Annotated in this window: 17 protein-coding genes and 2 pseudogenes; 7 read left to right on the top strand and 12 right to left on the bottom strand. The window is 35.0% G+C overall.

Annotated elements, in window-relative coordinates; genetic code table 11:
- The 8 genes and pseudogenes from NAT51_RS19855 to NAT51_RS17685 form a co-directional block, all read right to left on the bottom strand.
- Positions 1-140, bottom strand: a pseudogene (locus NAT51_RS19855) (IS256 family transposase); the annotation flags it as partial.
- 263 nt (positions 141-403) lie between these two features.
- A pseudogene (locus NAT51_RS17655) lies at positions 404-1,349 on the bottom strand (NAD-dependent epimerase/dehydratase family protein).
- A 177-nt stretch (positions 1,350-1,526) separates the two neighbouring features.
- The gene (locus tag NAT51_RS17660) at positions 1,527-3,080 is read right to left on the bottom strand and encodes a hypothetical protein (RefSeq protein WP_250601062.1); all 1,554 of its coding nucleotides are present in this window, start codon (positions 3,078-3,080) and stop codon (positions 1,527-1,529) included.
- A 439-nt stretch (positions 3,081-3,519) separates the two neighbouring features.
- A complete protein-coding gene (locus NAT51_RS17665) occupies positions 3,520-4,257 on the bottom strand; it encodes a hypothetical protein (protein WP_250601064.1) in 738 nt (245 codons plus the stop codon).
- Positions 4,258-4,547: 290 nt separating this feature from the next.
- Complete coding sequence (locus NAT51_RS17670; RefSeq protein ID WP_250601066.1) at positions 4,548-4,868, bottom strand: hypothetical protein; 321 nt, start codon at positions 4,866-4,868, stop codon at positions 4,548-4,550.
- A gap of 136 nt (positions 4,869-5,004) precedes the next feature.
- Positions 5,005-6,729: a S8 family peptidase gene (locus NAT51_RS17675; protein WP_250601068.1), complete on the bottom strand. Its 1,725-nt coding sequence runs from the start codon at positions 6,727-6,729 to the stop codon at positions 5,005-5,007.
- A gap of 32 nt (positions 6,730-6,761) precedes the next feature.
- Positions 6,762-8,453: a S8 family peptidase gene (locus tag NAT51_RS17680; protein WP_250601070.1), complete on the bottom strand. Its 1,692-nt coding sequence runs from the start codon at positions 8,451-8,453 to the stop codon at positions 6,762-6,764.
- Positions 8,454-8,771: 318 nt separating this feature from the next.
- Complete coding sequence (locus NAT51_RS17685) at positions 8,772-10,502, bottom strand: helix-turn-helix domain-containing protein (RefSeq protein WP_250601072.1); 1,731 nt, start codon at positions 10,500-10,502, stop codon at positions 8,772-8,774.
- A gap of 492 nt (positions 10,503-10,994) precedes the next feature.
- Here NAT51_RS17685 and NAT51_RS19710 point away from each other — a divergent pair, with 492 nt between their 5' ends.
- From NAT51_RS19710 to NAT51_RS17705, 5 genes are all read left to right on the top strand, one after another.
- Complete coding sequence (locus NAT51_RS19710; protein WP_262921827.1) at positions 10,995-11,129, top strand: hypothetical protein; 135 nt, start codon at positions 10,995-10,997, stop codon at positions 11,127-11,129.
- An 81-nt stretch (positions 11,130-11,210) separates the two neighbouring features.
- A complete protein-coding gene (locus NAT51_RS17690) occupies positions 11,211-11,369 on the top strand; it encodes a hypothetical protein (RefSeq protein ID WP_250601074.1) in 159 nt (52 codons plus the stop codon).
- A gap of 18 nt (positions 11,370-11,387) precedes the next feature.
- Positions 11,388-12,452, top strand: a complete 1,065-nt coding sequence (locus NAT51_RS17695) for a site-2 protease family protein (RefSeq protein ID WP_250601076.1) — start codon at positions 11,388-11,390, stop codon at positions 12,450-12,452.
- Positions 12,439-13,521, top strand: coding sequence for an LpxL/LpxP family acyltransferase (locus NAT51_RS17700; protein WP_250601078.1), 1,083 nt, complete (start codon positions 12,439-12,441; stop codon positions 13,519-13,521). Before NAT51_RS17695 ends, NAT51_RS17700 begins: the two co-directional genes overlap by 14 nt.
- A 55-nt stretch (positions 13,522-13,576) precedes the next feature.
- A complete protein-coding gene (locus NAT51_RS17705; RefSeq protein WP_250601080.1) occupies positions 13,577-16,027 on the top strand; it encodes a TonB-dependent receptor domain-containing protein in 2,451 nt (816 codons plus the stop codon).
- 548 nt (positions 16,028-16,575) lie between these two features.
- Here the strand turns inward: NAT51_RS17705 and NAT51_RS17710 are convergent.
- On the bottom strand, positions 16,576-16,767 hold the full coding sequence (locus tag NAT51_RS17710) for a cold-shock protein (protein WP_250601082.1): 192 nt from the start codon (positions 16,765-16,767) through the stop codon (positions 16,576-16,578).
- 410 nt (positions 16,768-17,177) lie between these two features.
- Between NAT51_RS17710 and NAT51_RS17715 the strand changes: the two genes are divergently transcribed.
- On the top strand, positions 17,178-17,360 hold the full coding sequence (locus NAT51_RS17715) for a hypothetical protein (RefSeq protein WP_250601084.1): 183 nt from the start codon (positions 17,178-17,180) through the stop codon (positions 17,358-17,360).
- A 36-nt stretch (positions 17,361-17,396) separates the two neighbouring features.
- On the opposite strand, the gene NAT51_RS17720 is transcribed toward NAT51_RS17715, so the two are convergent.
- Both NAT51_RS17720 and greA read right to left on the bottom strand, forming a co-directional pair.
- A complete protein-coding gene (locus NAT51_RS17720; protein WP_250601085.1) occupies positions 17,397-17,786 on the bottom strand; it encodes an HIT family protein in 390 nt (129 codons plus the stop codon).
- A 12-nt stretch (positions 17,787-17,798) separates the two neighbouring features.
- Entirely contained in the window at positions 17,799-18,275 is a 477-nt protein-coding gene (gene greA / locus NAT51_RS17725) for a transcription elongation factor GreA (protein WP_250601087.1), read from the bottom strand.
- 156 nt (positions 18,276-18,431) lie between these two features.
- Here greA and NAT51_RS17730 point away from each other — a divergent pair, with 156 nt between their 5' ends.
- Complete coding sequence (locus tag NAT51_RS17730; RefSeq protein WP_250601088.1) at positions 18,432-18,854, top strand: Rieske (2Fe-2S) protein; 423 nt, start codon at positions 18,432-18,434, stop codon at positions 18,852-18,854.
- A 34-nt stretch (positions 18,855-18,888) separates the two neighbouring features.
- On the opposite strand, the gene NAT51_RS17735 is transcribed toward NAT51_RS17730, so the two are convergent.
- Positions 18,889-21,030: a TonB-dependent receptor gene (locus tag NAT51_RS17735; RefSeq protein ID WP_250601089.1), complete on the bottom strand. Its 2,142-nt coding sequence runs from the start codon at positions 21,028-21,030 to the stop codon at positions 18,889-18,891.
- Between the last annotated feature and the right edge of the window lie 32 nt (positions 21,031-21,062).

Below are 21,062 nucleotides of genomic sequence, written 5' to 3' on the forward strand. Positions count from 1 at the left end.
TACCCTAAATGAGAATCCAATTCGCCATTAAGAATAGCCTCTAATCCACGCTTTTGTAGTTGGGCAAGAAAACCATTTAGGTCTTCGCCGGTTTTGAACTGCTTCAAAAAATCATCTGATAATAAATTTTCTTTTTTCATAAGACTGTGTAACATTTAAAATTAAACAAAAAAATAATGGGGTTTTAAAACCCCATTATTTTTTATACTTACACAGTTAGTGAGATACTACCATTTTGTTCTTATTGAAATAAGTTTTAATCTCGAAATTTTTCCATTGTAAATCAGTAATTGCTTTCGAACTCAAGAGTTCTCTCTTTCGATTAAGTATTCATTGTGGTAAAATTGAATATGTCAGCTAACACATTATCGACTAGGTGGTAATCGATGATTTCATGTAGAATTCATCGATTATGATAATCGGTTTCTGACTTATCTTTGTTTAATATTTGCTCAATACCCTCACTATAACTTGTAACCTTAAATTCAGGAAGCCGTTCTTTAAACTTCTGCGAACTAAAGATATTGTCACAGGTATAGCGGGGCAAGAGTTCCTGTAATTCCGCTGCCTGTTTGTTGAACAGAGAGCCTATTTTAAACACCCACATTTTCAGGATGGTGTATTTCAGTTCCTTTCCGTATGCTTTTGAAGTCAGCGCCAGAAGCTCTTTGTACGTTAGCCGGTTGTCGTCGCAGGGCAGGTGCCAGGTCTGGTTGTAAGCATCGGGCGTGTTGCCTATGAGCGGCGCGGCTGGCATCGGGTGTCCAGATCAGGGTGCGCAGGGTATTGTCGTTTAGGGGTACTTTCGGTTTTTTACCGGCTTTGATGTTGTCGAATATCAGGGTATTGGTAATGCTTTGTGTTTTTCCCGGACCATAAAATTCGGGTGCGCGGCAAATAACGGCTTCAATGTTTCCGGCTTTCATTTCGTCTAACAGCATAGTAGCTATTTGAGCCCTTACGGTTGCTTTACGGCCAATTGGGGCAAACGGACTTTCTTCTGTTTGTACCGCATCGGTTTTGGCATACATATAGGTATTGTCAAAGAAGACCAGTTTGGTCTTGTGCTTCTTGCAGGCTTCAATCACATTGTGCATCATCACGGGGAACTGTGCTTCCCACAATTGGGAATCCATCGGAAGGCCAACGGTCAGGTATGCAATATCACTCCCTTTCACGGCTTTATCGGTAGCATCTGCGTCCATTAAATTAGCGGGAAAGAGTTCGTCGGTATCGTTGATCTTCTTCGGATTCCGGCTTACCAGGCGGATATCAGCCGTATAATTCCGGTGTAATTCCCTGGCGAGTTCTTCTGCAATCTGTCCGTTTGCACCCAGTATCGTTTGCATGCTGTTTGAGGTATTAAGCGGGTTGTTTTCGTATCCAACAGGAAGAATGGTATTTCTGCTGTTCCTAACAAAGCTACGGAAAAGTTACTCCATTTAAAAAAGATGCTGCGTGAAATAAAGGTACTTCACGCAGCATGCAAGACCGGTAACCGGTTTCTGTTTTTATATTATTTAGATCTACAGGGCAGCTTCTTCACAAACTTCATGCAAAGCTTCTATTTGCTGTAAATGCCTTTCGGTTTGGTATTTGTTGAAGTTGGCCCATGTAGGAGGTGTATTTGTTTTTTGTCCGTACATAGCATCCATACACAGGTTGTTGTCTTTGTATTGATCATGTAAAACGGCCAGTATTTTAAAGAAGAATTCATCCAGCATAGTGATGGCTTCAAATGCTGCTTTCAGGGTGTCGTAATCAGGACTTGACGGATTTAAGATTTGCAGTACATGAAGTATTTCGTTCTTTTCCGCTTCATCGATTTGGGTCTGGTATCCGCTTTTTAAAGAATTAAATACCAGATTGTTCCAGTTAACACTGTCATGTCCCCATTGTACATCCGGAAGGTTCAGTGAATGTTCACAGATTAAGAGAATAGCCAAAAGAACATCATTTAAATAGTCGGCCGGGAATTCATCAAGGCTTCTGAATTCAAAACCGCTCTGGTACATCTTCTCCTGATTGAAATCAAGGCCTAATTCCGAAAGCTGTTCATATTCCATGTGCGCTTCGATCTGATCACGCCACCAGATATTTTCTTCTTTCCCGAATTTTAACAGTTTACGGAAGTCGTCTACTTTGTAGGTCAGGATTTTACCTTTCGGCATTGTTTTATGGTACGTTCCCACACCGATATAGCGTGACATGGCATTGCGCATGGAGCCTAAGGTGAAGTTTTTGTCCAGGTTGTATTTCTCACTGATTACACCCATGATATCCGGACTTCCAAGCGTTGCTATGAAAAAAGGCTCAAACCACTGCAATAAGTAAATGGCATTGGCGTGTGTTGCATCAAAAGCATCATAATCAACAATTCTGCTGTCTTCGGTAAGTGTGGGTAATGTAATGTGGAAATGGTAGGTTCCGTTGTTAAACAGAACGATATTTTCCTGATTGGTCATGAACATGTTCAATCCGTTGTTGTACTCCGGATAGTTCAGTTTTCCGTTCAGTAGGTTCGATTCATTGAGTTTGTCCAGGAACAGTTTCTTGGTTGCTTTCAGCTCCCGGCATGATTCTGTTACGGTACGGTTTTCAAAATATTTGGTTACAAATTCGATAGAATCACCGTCAAAATGTACAGCCCCCATGGTTTTATTCCGCTGGGTAACCATACTCTGTATGTTGTAGGGTTGGTTTTCCAGAAAAAGCTCCATGATCGATTTGCCCAGATAATCAGGGTTTTCGGGATGATGGGGTTTTGCATCGGGATCATCTGACAGTGGTTGAACCGCAGGTAATGTTTTATGCTGGTAGTTGGTATCCAACTTTTCAAGCGAATGACTGTTGATCATCCGGCTTATGGTATAGTTTGTATTCGGGTCAAATGCTTTTTTGAGCAAAGAGGGAAGGCTATCGGGCTTATAGCATTTTCTATAGTCGATGCTGTAGCGTTCAAAGCCAATTTTTTCTTGTATAAATTCACCGGAAACAACCAGGGATTCTTCAAACTGCATGTAGGTTTCGTTTTCTAATCCTATTCCCCAATAATATTTTTTTTCCTGATTGTCTTTCATTTATACTGTTTTCTTTTTTTATGAATTAATTGAATTATTTTAAAGGTATTCTGTTTTACTTGGCAATACGAGTCTAATCTGTTGAAAATTACAGACAAAAAGCGTTTAACGGATTAAGCATTATGGTAAGCATCCGTTAAAAGCATTTTACTTTTAAACTGGTAGGAATTGATATTCTGGTTTAGAAAATGTGCATTTGTACCGACAGAAAGACTGATATAAAAGTGAAATTTTAAGTTGGGGCTATAAAATCACTGTTGTTTTTAATTGCTTTTATATCAATAATTTAGATGGTAAGACGGTGGTATTGCTACATTTGGCGTCCCTGGCTATTTCCAAGGTGCAAAAGTAGTTCTTTCTTACGTTATTTCCAAGTGCTTAACATATTGATAATCAATATTTTTATTAAATGCCTGAAAATAGGGCGGAATGCTATTATTTAGTCATGATAATATAATACATAAGAGGAGTATAATTCGTCATTCCACCAGTCTTCCCTTACTTCCGAAAAGTAATTGTAGTTGAGTTTTCCTGCCTGTGACTGTAGAGGGTATACTACTATGCCGTTTTCGCGGTAGGCTTTGTGTGTGTCTGTTTCCGGAACAACCGGTACAATATGGCCGGAAAGTCCTTTTTCCCTTCTTTTGGCACAGATTATCCCGATTCCTCCATTGGCGTTCACTTTGTTTTGGATTTCTTCAGTGCTGTGCATTCTTTCCCAGCCGTAATGGGGTCCCCATTCCAAGAACCAGTCGTGGATGGCACTGGAATAAATACGGTCAACGGTTTGCTCAAAAACAGCCTCTACATCCTGTCCCTGTTTTAGTTTTTCCAATGATTCATCCGTCCACCAAACCGTTGGTAGGTATACTTTGCTGAAATAGCAGTAATCGTAGGAGTACACATTGCAGTAGGTGTCCTCTACCGTTCTCTGGTAGCGGGCATTGGTTTCCACATCAAGTCTGTCGATGATTCTGTGGATGCTTTCTTTCTTGCTTTCCACATCTGTCAGATCCCTGTACGGAATACCGGAATCAGAAAGCGGTGTTTCCTTCATGTCGAGAGAATCCAGGCGGGACTTGGGATCAGGTAATAAATCGGCTTTCTTTATTTGTCCGTTCTGTATTGGGTTGTCACCAAGAGCCGACGGTGCTGATGATGTATTATCTTTTTTCATTTTGAATCATTATAATTAATTGACATAACGTTTTCTGAACTAAGTTCGTATAACGTCTGTTAGTCAACCGGAAAGTAAATATAATAATTTAAAACTTTTAAAGAATTTTAGGATAAGGAAATTACCGTAAAGGATGAAATACCGGAAGAAATGTAATCTTTTTAGTATGAATTTGAAGAAATCCATTGGTATTGTCAGGTATAACCCATATAAAAGGTATGCTGCGTAAAGGATTGTCCCTGCGCAGCATACTTGACCGGTTACCCGGTCCCCGCTATTGTTTTTGGATATTATAAAATCAGGATCAAGAGTAAAAGAACAATTATGGCAGCCCCGAAAGAGAGGTATATACCACGATGGTCTGTGGAGAGTTCTTTTTTGATAGCTTTTACTTCCTTTCTGAGGGCTTTTCTCTCTTCCATTGACATATCTGACTTTTTCATGCTTTTTATTTCTTTCAACCGTTCCAACAGGAATTGTCCGCGGGCTTCTTTCAGTTCAGTGGCGGATTTGGTGTTTGGTGTTTCCGGATCTGAACTAAAGGAATATCCCGGCAGACTTATGTTGATCAGGATGAAAAGCAATACTGTTTTTAAGAGCTGTGTTTTCATAATCGTTTCCATTTAGATCTTTCAGGGTTACTTCAATGGAATAGTGTCTGAAAGAAGTGATGGTATAAAATTATCTCAAAACAGCCGCTAAGACGTTACAGGAATTTTGGGAATGTGTACAGAATTACCACGTTGGTTAGTTCCGGTAGCTAATTCCCTGTGGTTTGTTCTTTTTTTCTTCTGATTTCGTTTTGCTGATTTTCTTAGCCAGTTCCATGGCGTTGTACACATTGAGTACTTTGCCGGTTTTGGAGAGTTCCCTGAAATGGGTTTTCTTTCCTTTTTCGCCTGGAATTAACACTTCGATGTCATAAGCAGTCCCGGAATCCAAGATAATTTGTTTGACTTCCTGAACGGTGAGGTTAGGGTAATATAACCAGATCAATGCTGCGGTTCCCGATACCATAGGTGCTGATAAGGATGTTCCTGAACCGCTTTCGTATTCGTTTTCAGGGATCGCAGTGTAAATATTTTCTCCGGGAGCAAATAAATCGACGTTCTTTTTACCGTAATTCGAAAAGTCGGACACAAAGGTGGAATCCACCCTTGAAGATATTGAACCAACGCTGATTAAATTACCACATACCTCTTCTTTGCCGTCATAGTAATAATCGTTTGGATAAGTAGGGTTTGTGTCAATATCAAAAGCATCATTTCCGGAACCATGAACTAATAGCACATTGTGCTTTTCCGCGTACTGCATGGCCTCGATTACCCACTCGGGATGTAGTGAGAATTCTTTCATAAAAGACATGTTGATGACCTTGGCACCGTTGTCGACCGCATAGTAAATTGAGGCGGCGACGTCTTTATCCGATTCGTCGCCCGAAGGCGAGATGGAAAGCGGCATAATTTTGATGTTATCAGAGAAACCTTTTATACCGATATTATTTTTTCTGTTGGCAGCGATGATACTGGATACTTTTGTGCTATGACCGAACAGTCTTCGGGTTCCTGCTAATTTACTGTTTATTTTACCATTACCATACCCTTTTTCCAGTACTTTTTCATTATCTCCAATAGAGATACGTTCGTTGTAGTTTATATTGAGATTTTTATTGGCTATGGAGTCCAACTGTGTTCTTTTATCATTCAGTTCCTCAAAATCTTTATATAACTCTAAATTCACTTTCATCATCAGTACCAAAGATGCAAAATCAGTATCTCCGCTATTTCTTCTTTCTTTGTATGTTTTGTTATTTTTTTTATATAGATTATAAACACTGTCCAGTTGTTTGAGGGTATAATCTTCTTTTGGAAAATAATACTTGAGTGTGTCTTTTGCTGAAGGATATAGAAGAGTGTTATACTTTAATGATTTCAAAAAATTCGTATAGTAAGTTGACCATTTGTCTTGATATTTTAGCGCTCTCAGATATTCATCATATTTGAATAAATCACCTGCAGCGATTTCTTCTCTTTTTTTGTCTTTAAAAACAGGTGTATAGTCGCGTACAATTCGGGTGTACTCAAAATTTCCCCATACCGTGTAGTCTCCTGATTTTGTGCCAATGAAGTTCCAGCCGTTTATATCGTCCACATAGCCATTTTTGTCATCATCTATTTTATTGTTGGGAATTTCATCCGTGTTGACCCATATAGCATCTTTTAAATCTTCATGATTGGTATCAATTTGGGTATCCAGTACGGCTACAATTATTTGATTGTTGCTTTTTAGCGATTTTGATTTTGATAAGAATTTTTCAAGTGAAATTCCTGGAAGTTTATCGGTATTGTAATCTTTTTGATGCCAAGTCTTTAAATTCTCTTGTTTGTTTTTTTGAGATTTAATGTTTCCAGTTTTGCAGCCAATAACTAGGATTAATAAGATGTAATAGTAGCCAACATATTTGTATTCCATTTGTCTAAATATTTTTGAGAATGTAGACGAGATTATTTACTTCTTTTTAACTTATTTATTTTCTTAGCCAGTTCCATGGCATTGTATACATTGAGTACTTTGCCGGTTTTGGAGAGTTCCCTAAAATGGGTTTTCTTTCCTTTTTCGCTCGGAATTAACACTTCGATGTCATAAGCAGTCCCGGAATCGAGGATAATTTGTTTGATTTCTTGAACAGTAAGATCAGGGTAATACAGCCAGATCAACGCCGCAGCTCCGGATACCATAGGGCCAGCTAATGAAGTGCCAGAATCAAAGGTATACTTGTTTTCTGGTACAGCACTATATATTTTGTCGCCTGGAGCAAACAAGTCTACATTTTTCTTACCGTAATTGGAAAAGCTGGACACAAATGTACTGTCCAATTTAGCAGAAATAGATCCTACATTGATAAAGTTGTTGCATACTTCCTCTTTGTTGTCATAGTAATAATCGCTAGGATAGGCTGGGTTGGTGTCAACACTGAAAGAATCATTTCCAGAACTATGGACTAATAATACATTGTGCTCTTCGGCATATTGCATGGCTTCGATTACCCACTCGGGATGTAATGAAAATTCCTTCATGAAGGACATGTTGATAACCTTGGCACCGTTATCGACCGCGTAGCGGATTGCCATCGAAACATCTTTATCATTTTCATCGCCAGAAGGCGAGATGGAAAGCGGCATTATTTTGATGTTATCCGAGAAACCCTTTATACCGATATTATTGTTCCTGTTGGCAGCGATGATACTGGAAACTTTTGTACTGTGGCCAAATAATCTTCTGGTACCCGATAATTTACTGTTTATTTTACCATTCCCATACCCTTTTTCCAGCACTTTTTCATTATCACCTATAAAAATACGTTCGTTGTATTCTATATTTACATTTTTATGGGTGATGGAGTCTATTTGTGTTTTTTTATCTTCTAATTTTTCAATAGAATTATTTTCGGTTTCGATAGTGATTTTCATTATTGAGATTAAAGCTCCAAAATCCCGATCATCTGTATCTCTTCTTTCTTTAAAGGTCTTATCGTTTATTTTATGTAAAGTATACATACTATCCAATTGTTTAATTGTGTAGTCTTCTTTTGGGAAATAATGTTTTAATGTGTCTTTGGCTGTATAATATAATGAAGATCTATATTTTAGTGATCTCAGGAAGTTTTTATAATATACATACCATTTGTCTTGATATTTTAGCGCTCTCAGATATTCATCATAATTGCGTACGTCATTTTGAGTAATTTCTTCTCTTCTTTTGTCTTTAAAAATAGGTGTGTACTCTCGCACAAATCTGGTGTATTCGAAATTACCCCAAACGGTATAGTCTCCTGATTTTGTGCCGATAAAGTTCCAGCCGTTTACATCATCAATATAACCGTTTTTGTCATCATCGATTTTATTATTGGGAATTTCACTTGTATTAACCCAAATAGCTGATTTTAAATCTTCATGATTGGTATCGATCTGAGTATCCAACACGGCTACAATTATTTGATTATTGCTTTTTAGCGTTTTTGATTTCGATAAGAATTTTTCAAGAGAGATACCTGGAATATTATCTCTCTTATAATCTTTGTGGTACCAAATTTTTAAATCTGTTTCAGTGTTATCAGTTAGTTTAACATTTGTTGGTTTACAACTAAAAATCAAGATTAATATTAGATAAGAATATTTTAAAGATTGTGATTTCATTTTATAAATATGTATTATTTACTTTTAGGTAATAATATTATACTAGCAATCTACGGTTGAAAAACCTCCGCCATAATCTGTAGTTGTATCAGGATCATCGGGACGATCTGTATCCCCACCTTTTACAATTAGCATATTTTTGTTTGATAAAGTTGACACAGTTAGTTTGTCAAAACTCAGTTTTTCTTTTTTGATCTTTTTTATTTTTTCATTTTTTAAAGTTGTAGGTCAAATATAGAATCGCTAATTGAAATATTAATTGTAAATGTTTTCTTAGCAGTCGGAATTCATAAATTCAAGGTTGGGTGTCGGTTTAAGTTATTGATTTTCAATATTTTCATTTTCATTCAGTTCTTTGATGAAAAAACTGGGCTTTATGCCTGTTTGCTTGAAAAAGGCCTTTGAAAATGAATCGGAAGTATTAAAACCAAACTCATTTGCCAAAGCACTGATACTGTAATTTCTTAATTTCGATTTTTCCTGTAGTGTTTTTATAGCATAATCTATCCGTAATGAGTTAATGTATTGTACAAAATTTTTGCCTTTGTATTCATTAATGATTTTTGAGAGATAGCTGGTGTTGGTTTCAAATTTTTCCGAAAGTGACTGTAATGAAATATCAGGGACAAGAAATTCTTTTTTAGTTTCAAATTTTTGAAGTTTAGTCAATATTTGATTGATGACGGTTTTGCTTATATCGTTGTTTTCAGTTTTATTTTCTATGTTTTGAGCGATAGTTTCACAATCAGAATTTTGAGACTTAACAGATTTATATTCAGCAATGATTTTTTCGAATCGTTTTTTATATTTAATCTTTTGTTTTCGCTGAGAAAATAGATAGATACTTAACACTAGAGCAAATACCGTCAAAAATGAAATAATCCAAGTGGCAATCCTGTTTTTGCCTTTTAATGATTGTATGGTAGTTACTTTGTTGGCAATCAGCTCTGGAATCTCATATTTTTTAGTAATGATTTTATTCAGATTTCTATATCTTATTTGATGCGTACTGTCAATACTTCTTAATATATTGAGGTATTTTAGTTCCAGTTTTTGATTGCCGGTTGATTTGTAATGGTTAATTAAAAAATTATAGCCGTCAATAAATTCAGGATAAATTTCTTTAGTTTTTTGATATACCGAATCGACACGGATGTAATTTCGAAAAGCTTCACTTTTGTTATTTAAGCCTTCGTATGCTTTACCTAAATAATAGTAAGTTGCTATTGTATTTATATTGTTATTGTATTGAATCATTTTGGGCAAAGCCTTGGTAATGCTGTCTATGGCAATTTTGTATTTCTTTTTTAATATGAGATTGGCCCCTTCATTTAAAACAAATAAGTATTTGGATTCTTCCTTGTTCGTTTGTGAGGAATTATTATAGCCCAATTGATTGTAATATGTCGTTGAGTCTGTATTGTGCAGTGTTTTATATGCGTCAGCCAGTGCAAATAAAGTCTGATTATAACAATAACCATATTCTGTGCTCTTAGTATTTTTAGTTTTGTAATAATTATAGCATTCCCTGTAGATTGGTAAGGCTTCTTCAGTTTGGCTTAATTCTTCCGATTTTAATGCAGCAATGTCTAATCGTACTTTATAGTAAAAGTTTAGGTTTGTTTTTTTAGCCAATTTTTCGGCTAGCATATAATTCTCGATGGCTTCTTCATATTTGTAGAGCTTTCTTAACATGTAAGCTTTTTCTCTGTAACCGGATAACGGGAAGCTTTTGTCAGGGTTGTTTTTAGAATATTTTATGACACTGTCCAAATATGTTATAGCTTTCTCCGGATTGTTTTCATAGAATAAGATAGCTGTATAATAGTAACCTCTGGCAATCTTTATCCGGTTGTTTTCTTTTATTCCTTTTTTAATATAGAGATCAGCTAATTCCCTTTTTTCTGTATTCGTTTTTACAACTTCAAAATAGTGTCTTTTTAATTCATCGTACGATAAATGTTGGAATTTAGAACTGTTTGTCTGTGAAAATACCGGATTTTCAATAATAGATATCAAGTAAAATGTGATTAATAAGGCTTTTTTCATACTTCATGGAGTTTATTATTTGGCGAAAATACTAAAATATGTGAGATTTTTCTTTCTTTCAAAAATAAAACTAATACCTGTGTTTTCAATAAGTTCAGGAATCCGGGTTAATCCGGATTCATAAATAGCAACCCTGAATTTATGAATTCCAGATTACTTCATTTGCAATACTCTGAAAGCCCTTATAGATTTGTCACAATAGTTTTAGTCAAAAGCCCAGCGCTCTTTTTCATTTTTTATCTCGTTGGGCTTTTAAATTGAAAATGAATAAAAATATTATCTGATCAGTAATTGCGGTTTGTGTATTCCAATAGAAAAAATACAATAGGAAAATCTTGTATGCCGAAATAGAAGAAGAAGCTGTTTTATCTGAAGCCGGTTGGTAGAACAGTAGAAGAGTAAACCGGTCATAAAAAAAACAGCCAAACCTTTAAAAATGTTTTCGAAGACACAAAGGAATGACTGTAATTAATTAAATAAAGAAACAAAATTATGAAAAATTTAGATTTATTGAAAGGACTTTCAGTTGAAGAGTTACAAGTGAGAAATGAGTTCACGGCTATCGTTGAAGAAGACGGATGTTGTTCAAATAAATGTGATATTACAACAGGTCCTATTGGGGTGTAATAGTTTAGTTTGGTTAGCAATCGGAGAAGTTTTTTCTCCGGTTGTTTTTTAATAAATAGAAGAAATAGGTTAACTAATTTAATGAACAAGATTATGAAAAATGCATATTTAGAATCATTTTCGATTGAGGAGTTACAACAAAGAAATGAATTTACAGCGGTTGATGGAGTTGTATCCTGTGATTTGAAATGTCTGGGGATACCTTCGGATACTTTTCCTGATGAGTCTTTACCAGTTTAGACATTAGAAACAATATAAATGTACAAAGAGATTGAGATAATAAATACTGATTTTGATAATAAGTATTTGATCCGGTTGAATGACAAGACCATGCAGGTTGGATTTATGGTAAAGGATATTGTTGAATTTTTGAAGGAGGAAAAAAGTAGTCGGGAAATGCAAAATCATTTCAAAAGAAAATATGAATTACTTATTGACCAATATGTAATTGATGATATTATTGAGAATAAAATTAATCCATTTGTAATTAAGCATGTGGATACATCTTTCAATAAGATTTTGACTTTATTCAATCCGTCGGTATTGTCTGTTCCGAAGATTATTCTGGAAATATTCAGTAGACTCTTTTTTTATACGTCAGGGTTAATTCTTTTTTTGTTTAATGGTTATTTCTATTATGAATCAATACGATACAAGACAAACTCAGTGTTTGAAGCCGGTATCGTTTATACTGTCCTCTTAAGTGTTTTATTATTGCATGAAATGGGACATTTTCTGGCTGCAAAGAAATACGATACCAATGTGAGGGAAATAGGTTTAGGATGGTATATTTTCTTGCCTGTTTTTTATATTGATCTTAATGAAGTGTGGAAATTAAGCAGTAAGAAAAGAATCATAATTAACTTGTCAGGTATTTATATGCAGTTGGTTTGTGGAATTTTACTTCTTCTATTATCGCTTTTTGTAAATCAATACAGCAATGTATTTATGGCGGCCTTTTTTATGAATTTTTCCATTGTCATACTCAATCTGAATCCTTTTCTGAAGTTTGATGGATATTGGGTCTTGTCAGATTTATTGGAAGGTAAGGACTTGAATTCAGTTTCAAACAGGATCATGAGAAAATGGTTGTGTTTCAAAAAAAGTGAAGAAGAATCGGTAATGATTGTTTATACGATGTTGAGGATGGTTTTTATGATATTCATTATATCAACTTTTATCAGGCTCCTTTTTATGAGCATTTACAGGATATGTATGACTGGAAAAATGGATTCCTCAGGCATTTTTGTTACAGTTCTTGTAACTGTGTTTTTATACAGAATTTTTAAAAAAAGAAAAATCAAAAAGGATGAACTCACTTGAAAATTTTAGAAGCCGTATTTTAAATCCTACTGCTGAGGAAAGGAAAAAGACGAGCTACAGTTTAGCTCTTTTCTCGGCAAATATTAAAAAATTTTTGCCTGCGATTCCAACTCATGATTATGAAAAAATGTATGGGGAGGTGATTTATTATCAGAAGAAATCAGGTGTTGAACAATCTGATATGGATTATTTGAAAAGAACTGAAATTATTAATCATTCCAATATTAGATTAAATGAAGGAAAAGTGAATGAAAATACAGTTTTTGCTACTTTTCATTTAGGATCATACCGGCTTATGAATTGTTATTTATACGAGCAGGGTTATAAAGTGGTTTTAATTATAGATGACAGTGTCTATAATAAACAGCAGGAAGAAATGCTAAGAGTGTGCAGGGATGTATTACAAGGTAAGCCAACATCGGAAATGATCATTCTTAATATAAAAGACCGCTCCTCCATTTTTAAACTTAAACAGTATATAGAAGATGGATATGTAATGTCTGTTTACCTAGACGGTAATTCAGCGATGACTGATAAAAACCAGGATTTTTCGAAAAGCTTTATTTCAATCCCATTTTTTGGAAGTCAAATATTTGTCAAAAACGGAGTGGGGAAACTTGCGGCATTATTAAATGCCCAAATTGTTCCGGTTGTTTCATTTAGGGATGAATCAGATAGAAATAGTATTGAATTTCATAAGGAGATTAAAATGGGTGATTTTGTGTCGAGAGATGATTTTGCAGTTCGTTCTATTGAAGCGGCTTATTTGAAATTGGAAGAAAAATTGATCCAATGCCCTGAACAATGGGAATGTTGGTTGTATATCCATAAATGGTTCATGAGAGATGATTCTGTTTCTTTTGAGAGTTTAAAACATGTCGAGGGATGTTTTAATAAGGAGCGATACACTACTTTTTTCTTAGGACAATCGATTTTTTTGTTTGATATGTTAGATTACCAGTCTTATCCTATTGATGATGAATTATATGAAGCCTTGAGGAAGGATGATTTCGAGTTAATTCAAACGGAAATTCTGGAGGAACTGAAATTCAGAAATGTTATAATTTAATTACAGACTGAATAGCAAACCTTGAAGTCACTTAATATTATAAATACTATAAAAAATGAACTATTTGAAACTTTTTTTGCTCTTGCTTTTTATTATGATGACAACAGATTCTTTGTATTCACAAGGAAATAAAATTGTTGTGAAAACTGAATTTGAACTGGAAGGTATTTCTTGTGAACAAGATACAAGTACTGTAAGAAAAGTTGATATGCATATGTTGTACAACGGAAATTATATTTCTGTAAAGAAGTTTGATGCTTCGAAATGTTTGAATTATTATGTTGTAAACAGGATGAAAGGGAAATATAAAGCTCAAATACAATCGGAGTCGTATCTGCCTTCCGAGATGGCTTTTGAAATAACCGAAAATTCCAAGGATACAATTGTTTTAAAAGCTAAACTGTTTAAATCAGGTGGAGTAAGAAACCTAAATGAGGTTTCGGTAAAGAGTACAGGTGGATTAATTAAGATGGAAGGAAACAAAACATCTTACTCAATTCAAAATAACGATGCTTTGAATAACGGTAATGTATTAGAATCGATAAAAAAATTACCGGGTGTAATGAGTGATATTAACGGAGGTTTAAGTTTGAAAGGGAAAAGTGTTACAGTGTACATGGATGGCTTACCAATTAATATGAGTGGTCAGGATTTGTCGAATTATCTCGGTAGTATCTCATCATCTTCTGTGTCGAAAATTGAAATAATCAATAACCCCGGTGCAAGTTACGAAGCAGGTACAACTGCTGATGTTGTAAATATAATAACCAAATTCAAAAACCAAAAAGGGGTAAATGGTAATGTATATTCAGGGATTACTTTCTATCAGGAAAAGAAATACGAAAACTCATTGTCATTAAATGGTTTGTATAAAAAAATGAGCTGGAATGCCAGTTTTGGTTATAATGATATTGATACCCAAAGTGGTATGGATAAAGAAATTGTCGACAAAGACACCGGAAACTATATTATAGATAAGGGTGATAATAGTATTAACCAGAAGCCTTTAAATGCTCGGTTTGGACTTGGTTATTCCTATGGCAGTATAAATTTTGATGTTAAGTATTCCTTTTCAGGAATGAATCAGGAAACAAAAGCAACATCAAGTTTTATGGGTAATGAAGATGGGGTTCAAACTACTCAAAATAGTGAAGGAATTCAGAATGTAGACAGTAAAAGAAATGAATTAACGACTTCATTTGTTTATAGGATTAATAAAACTGATAAAATCCTAAAGGTTAATTATCAATATTTTGATTTTGACCGAGAATTGGATTTGTTTAATGAATCTGTTTTAAATAATGTAAGTTATTATAATGATAATTCAAATAAGTTTAGCTCGAATGTAAACCGCCTTAAGATTGATTTAGTGCTTCCTTTTGATGGGGTTAAGGTTAGTTCCGGGTTAAAATATTCAGATTCCGGAGTTGATTCCGATGGGATTTACACAAACAGTCTTTCAAATGCAACTGAAGCAGTTTTTTTTGATTATAAGGATCATTCAATTGCTGCGTATGCAGAACTTTTTAAGAAAATTCAGAAATTAAGTGTAACGTTGGGGATGAGATATGAATATCTTAAGATGGAAAGTGAAGTAGTGCCGACTTTAAAAGTTGATAAGCAATTTAGTAATTTCTTTCCAAGTTTTAATTTAGGGTATCAATTGAATTCATTCACTGAAGTGAATTTGTCTTACTCGAGAAAGGTGAGGCTTCCAGGCTATCAAGAACTCGACCCAAATTCAGGTGGGTTCATGAGTAATTTGTCAGGAGATGGAGGGAATCCTTTTTTGCAACCAAGTTTTTACCATAATTCAGAATTGAAATTTAATTTCTTTAAATATGCTGACTTGAGCTTTTCTTATTCAAAGGCTAAATCAGATAATTTTCTGGTATTTGTTAAAGATGATGGAACATATAAGCAAACCATAGAACAGTTTGATAATGTTAGGACTTTTAATTCCAATTTAGGAGTTCCTGTTCCATTGGGTTTATTTACCAAAGGGATAAAATATCTGAGCACTGTCAGTAATATTAACGAGATTAATTATTTGTATTTTTTTGGAGGAATTAATTCGGTTAAGTACGATAAAGTGGGCTTTGAAAATGATTTTAAAAATATCAAATATTTGGGTGTTTATGGGCAGTTCGTCTTGCCATATGGGGTAAAAGGGAACCTTCAGTATTCCTACTCTACAAGAGGTAATTTCACGATTTATAATGTTGAGAAATCTTATAATAAACTGGATCTGACACTAACAAAATCGATTTTTAAGAATTCAACCAAAATTCAATTTTCCTATAATGATCTTTTAAATACTGGAAGTAGGCGTTATGCTTTATTTACTAATGCAGATTTGAACAGTAATGTGATGCTGAAAAATGACACTCAAAGAGTTAAATTATCGGTTACTTATAATTTCGGTAATTTCAAGCCTGTTAATGAGAAAAAAGATGAAGTTGACGAAAGGGAAACAAAGAAAGGTTCATTAGATGTGAAAATATAGGCTTCTTCAAAATAAAACCATTCATGGGAAAAGTAAATGAGCGCTACTCAGATGCTGTTGAACACACGGGTGGATTGAATTAATAAAACGCCATGTAAGAAAATCAAAAGCCACAAAAGAAGAAGCCTATTTTTGATTTTAATTTCAAAAACAAAAGAGATTTTCCTTTTTGAAAGATATTGATCCCGGTACCTTGCCGGGATTTTTATTTTGTTGTAGGATATGATATATTTACCAGAGATTTATTGGTCTTACTTTTGAAGAAAATGGATTTTAAACAGTAAGAAGTTATAGTTGCTAAAAAAAATGATGAATTATAAGGTTTTAATTATTGGGTTTTTTACCATTGTGCTTGGGATAAAAGTAATGGTGACAAAGCCATTTTATAAAATGAGTAGTAAGGATGAGGAATTTTCTTCCCGATTGTTGATTTTTACGGGAGGATTATTGTTTTTGATATTGGGTTTGTATGTTTCTATTAATGAGCTTTTAAGAAATTGAATAGGTAGAGTGTTTTTATACTGATTTATATTTTTCTTTGGTCAAATTTAAGCCTTCTTTACATTAATTGCCATAGGTCCTTTTCGTCCATCTGCCAATTCGAAAGATACAGCATCATTCTGTTTTACAGGTTCGGCTAATGCTGTTACATGTACGAAGTATTCTGCGTTTGACGCATCTTCTTTGATAAATCCGTATCCTTTTGTGTCGTTGAAGTATTTGACTATTCCTTTGTTCATGATTTGATTTGTTTGTAATTGTTGGTTTAACTATAGTTTCAACATAATTTGGTGTTCAGTAAAGTTATTGAAAAGCCTTAAGAGGAAAACAAGTATAAATACGTGTTGTGCAATATTGTAGAATTTATTCCTTTGTAGCTGTTTTGAATCTTAATGTTGTTATTTTTTTGGTCTATATTACTTGTCTTACAAAGAGTTAAAAAATAAAAGAAGATAAGGCTCTATTGGAGTTTTTTACTGCAAATCAAAAAAATTAATTGTATTTTTACTTCAATAAGTTTGAATAGTCAAATATTTCGTTTAATATTGCGGAAGTAAATTTTTTAGAATAATTTGCTTCGGTAAGTTGCTCGTGAAAAACTATTATATATTTTAGAAACATGAAGATTGCTCCAAAACACATTAACCTAATGATACTGGCTACACTGGTATCTGTTTCTACTTATGCTGCACCGCCGGCCGGTGGCCCGCCGCCGCCAACTCCTCCTCCTCCAGGATTACCAATCAATGACGGAGTGTTGTATTTGCTTGCAGCTGGGTTGTTGTATGGGGTTTACTTTATACGAAAAAGTACTAAGACGCAAAAAGCATAAGCATAAAAAATCCCAACCTAAGGTTGGGATTTTTATTTATAGATTCTTTGCAATTGCATTTGCTAAATCCTGAAATTCTTCAGGTGTTAGTTTTACCTTGTTGTGGAAACGGGCATCGTCCATGATATTTAATGGAATCAAATGTACATGCGCATGCGGTACTTCCAATCCAATTACTGTCATTCCGATTCTTTTACAAGGAACTGTTTTTTCGAGTGCAATGGCTATTTTCTTTGAGAATTTCATCAGACCAATATAAAGTTCGTCTTCCATGTCGAATAATTTATCGATTTCCTGTTTCGGGATGCATAATACATGTCCTTTAACATTCGGATTTACATCCAGGAAGGCAAGGTAATTTTGATCTTCGGCTACTTTGTAACAAGGGATTTCGCCGTTTACTATTTTTGTGAATATAGATGCCATGACTCTCTGTAATTAGTCTCTTGAAATTTCCAATACTTCAAATTTTAAAATACCGTTAGGAACTTGAATTTCTGCAATTTCACCTACAGACTTTCCTAATAAACCTTTTCCGATTGGAGAGGTAACCGAAATTTTGTTTTTCTTCAGATCAGCTTCACTTTCTGCAACTAACTGATAAGACAATTCCATTCCGTTTGTCTGGTTTTTGATTTTCACATGTGACAATACTAATGCTTTTGAAGTGTCCAATTGTGATTCGTCAATTAAACGTGCATTTGCATATAATTCTTCCATTTTGGCAATTTTCATTTCCAAAAGGCCTTGTGCTTCTTTCGCAGCGTCGTATTCGGCATTTTCTGATAAATCACCTTTGTCTCTTGCTTCGGCAATTGCCTGTGATGCTTTAGGGCGTTCAATATTTTTAAGTTGGTCTAACTCTTCTTTTAGTTTTTTTAATCCTGCGGCTGTATAATAAGATACTGTGCTCATAACGTCATATTTATATAAATAGAAAAAATCCCATCGCGACGGGATTTCTTTATACAAAGATACTATTTTTTTTCAGTTTGTAATTTATTTGTTTGTTTGTGCGTTATACAAATGTAATTAAATTAAATTTGTTCTGAACAAGTTTTGATAAATTAAATGAAGAAGATTTTAGCTTTAATCAGTGTTTTTTTGTTTTCGTGTAATCCCGAAGGATTTAACAACAATAACCCATATTTACCGAATGTTCGTTTTTCTACTGAGATTAATATGAACCTACCGGCTTATAATAATCTTAATTTTGTGAATTTTCCTGTTATAATAGACAATGCAGGTATAGGTATTAAAGGGGTTGTGGTAATGAAAGTGGGAGAAGGTATGTATAATGCTTTTGAATTGAGTTGCCCAAGTCATGAGCCTAGTTCCTGTTCGAGGATGAGTATTAACGGACTAAATGTGAAGTGTTCATGTGAAAATTATGAGTATAGTCTGCTTGTCGGGTCGAGCGCCAATGGAGCGCCATATCCTTTGAAAGCTTACAGGGCACAAGTATCGGGTAATATATTAACAGTGTATAATTAATAATGTAAAAAGGAGCCGTCAGGCTCCTTTTTAATTAAAATTTCAATGTTACGCCGGTCAGGAAATTGGCACCTGCCTGTGGGTAATAATAGATATAGCCTCCGCCATAATCAAAAGCGTTGGAAACATATTTTCTGTTGAATACGTTATTGCACAATACGTTGATGCTGATTTCTTTGAACACTTTGTTCATTGGGATGTTCCAGTTGAAGCTAAAGTCATTGATGAAATAATCACTCAGATAAGAGTTTTTATCATTGATGTTATTCAGGTACTGCTTGCCAACAAATTTAGAAAGCAATGCAATGCTTACGTTTTTAACCGGAGAAAAAGCAATCATGTTTCCGGCAATGAATTTTGGAGAATACGCAATATTGGTGTTCCCTAAAGGCTCTAATGTTCCCGAAGCATCTGTATAAAAATCTTTATTTAAACTTTCGCTGATACTGATGTTTGGTGCGATGAACCATTTTGGGCTAAGGGCAATTTTAGCCTCAGCTTCAATTCCTAAACGGTAGCTGTCTCCACTGTTCTCACGAATGGGCGATCCTACGTCGTCTAATTTTCCGGTTAATACTAACTGATCTTTATAAGCCATGTAATATCCGTTCAGGTTGACTTTGATTTTTTCAGTGTTATATCTCCACCCTAATTCGAAATCATCCAGTTTTTCAGGTTTCGGGGAGCCGTTCTCATAGTCGGTGCGGTTAGGTTCGCGGTGTGCTTTGGCATATGAAAAATACAGATTGTTGTGTGTGTTGAATTCATAAGTTAAACCGGCTTTCGGATTAAAGAAATTAAAATCATCGGTTACTTTATCGGCTTGTACACCTGTTGCTTCATAATTTACATTACGCAATTGAAGGTCTCCGTAAAGGCTTAAATTATCTAATATCTGATAAGTAGCTTTTAAGAATGCATTTGCATCGGTTTTGTTTCCGTAATCATCATAATAATGGTCTCCCAATTCACTGGTAGATGCATAACGTGCCCAGATTACCTTTCCGAAATGATCACCTTCATATTTGTTTATGGCTCCGCCAAATATAGCGTCCAGTTTTTCTGTTTTATAATTTAAAGAGAAAGTGGTACCGTAAAAATGATTGTCCAACCATTTTTGGCGTACTAAATCGGTTGAGGTTTGTCCTGCAGTAGGAGTCATGCCGTAATCATTAAAGGCAGCATCTTCTTTATAATTTTCGTAATATCCTTTTCCTTTTGTATAGTGTAAAGCCATATTAAGGTTCAGGTTATCATTCAGTTTTTCGTTCCAGTGTAGCTGGGCATGATCCTGTTGGTAATTGTCTGTTTCGTTGTCATAATAACGTGTGTTTCCAAATTCGTCGGTATACATTCCAGCCGAATTGAAAGTTGGGTCGTCATGCAAGGTAGCTGCATCAATGCCGTTCCACGATTGGTAAGTGTGTTCCTTTCCTCCAAAAACCAAGGCTTTGATCTGGGTAGTTTTTCCAAAGTAATTACCTTGTAAGAAATATGATTTTAAATCGGAAAATGCCCTGTCGACATAACCGTCTGATTTGATTTGTGATAACCGTCCGCTTAATTCAAAGTTTTCGTTCAGTAATCCGGTACTGAATTTTACCGTGTGTTTGTGGGTATTGAAACTTCCGTAAGAATTTGCAATTTCACCTCCGGCTTTAGCTGATGATTCAGTTGCCAGGTTTAAGCTGGCGCCAAATGCTCCGGCTCCGTTTGTTGAAGTTCCCACACCGCGTTGCAATTGGATACTTTCGGTTGAAGATGCAAAATCAGGCATGTTTACCCAATAGGTTCCGTGGCTTTCAGAATCATTGTACGGAATTCCGTTGATGGTTACGTTTACGCGTGTGGCATCACTTCCTCGAACTCTTATTCCGGTATAGCCCACTCCGTTTCCGGCATCAGTTGTAGTTACTACCGAAGGCAGGTAGTTCATCAATACGGGAATGTCCTGGCCTAAATTTCGCTTTGAAAAGTCCTTTTTGGTAAAGTTGGAAAAAGTAACGGGTGTTTTTTCATCGGCTCTTGTTGCTTTTACAATAACTTCTTCGAGGGGTTTTGTTTTAACGGAGTCCTTGGCTTCTTCCTGGGCAGAAGAAGTTAATGAGTACAGTAAAGTGCTCAATAAGGCAATTACTGTGGATGTACGTTTCGTACGGTCGAATAAATTTTTCATTCGTAAAAAGTTTACAAATAAAAGGGGCAATT

Source organism: Flavobacterium amniphilum, assembly GCF_023634845.1.
GTDB lineage: Bacteria > Bacteroidota > Bacteroidia > Flavobacteriales > Flavobacteriaceae > Flavobacterium > Flavobacterium amniphilum.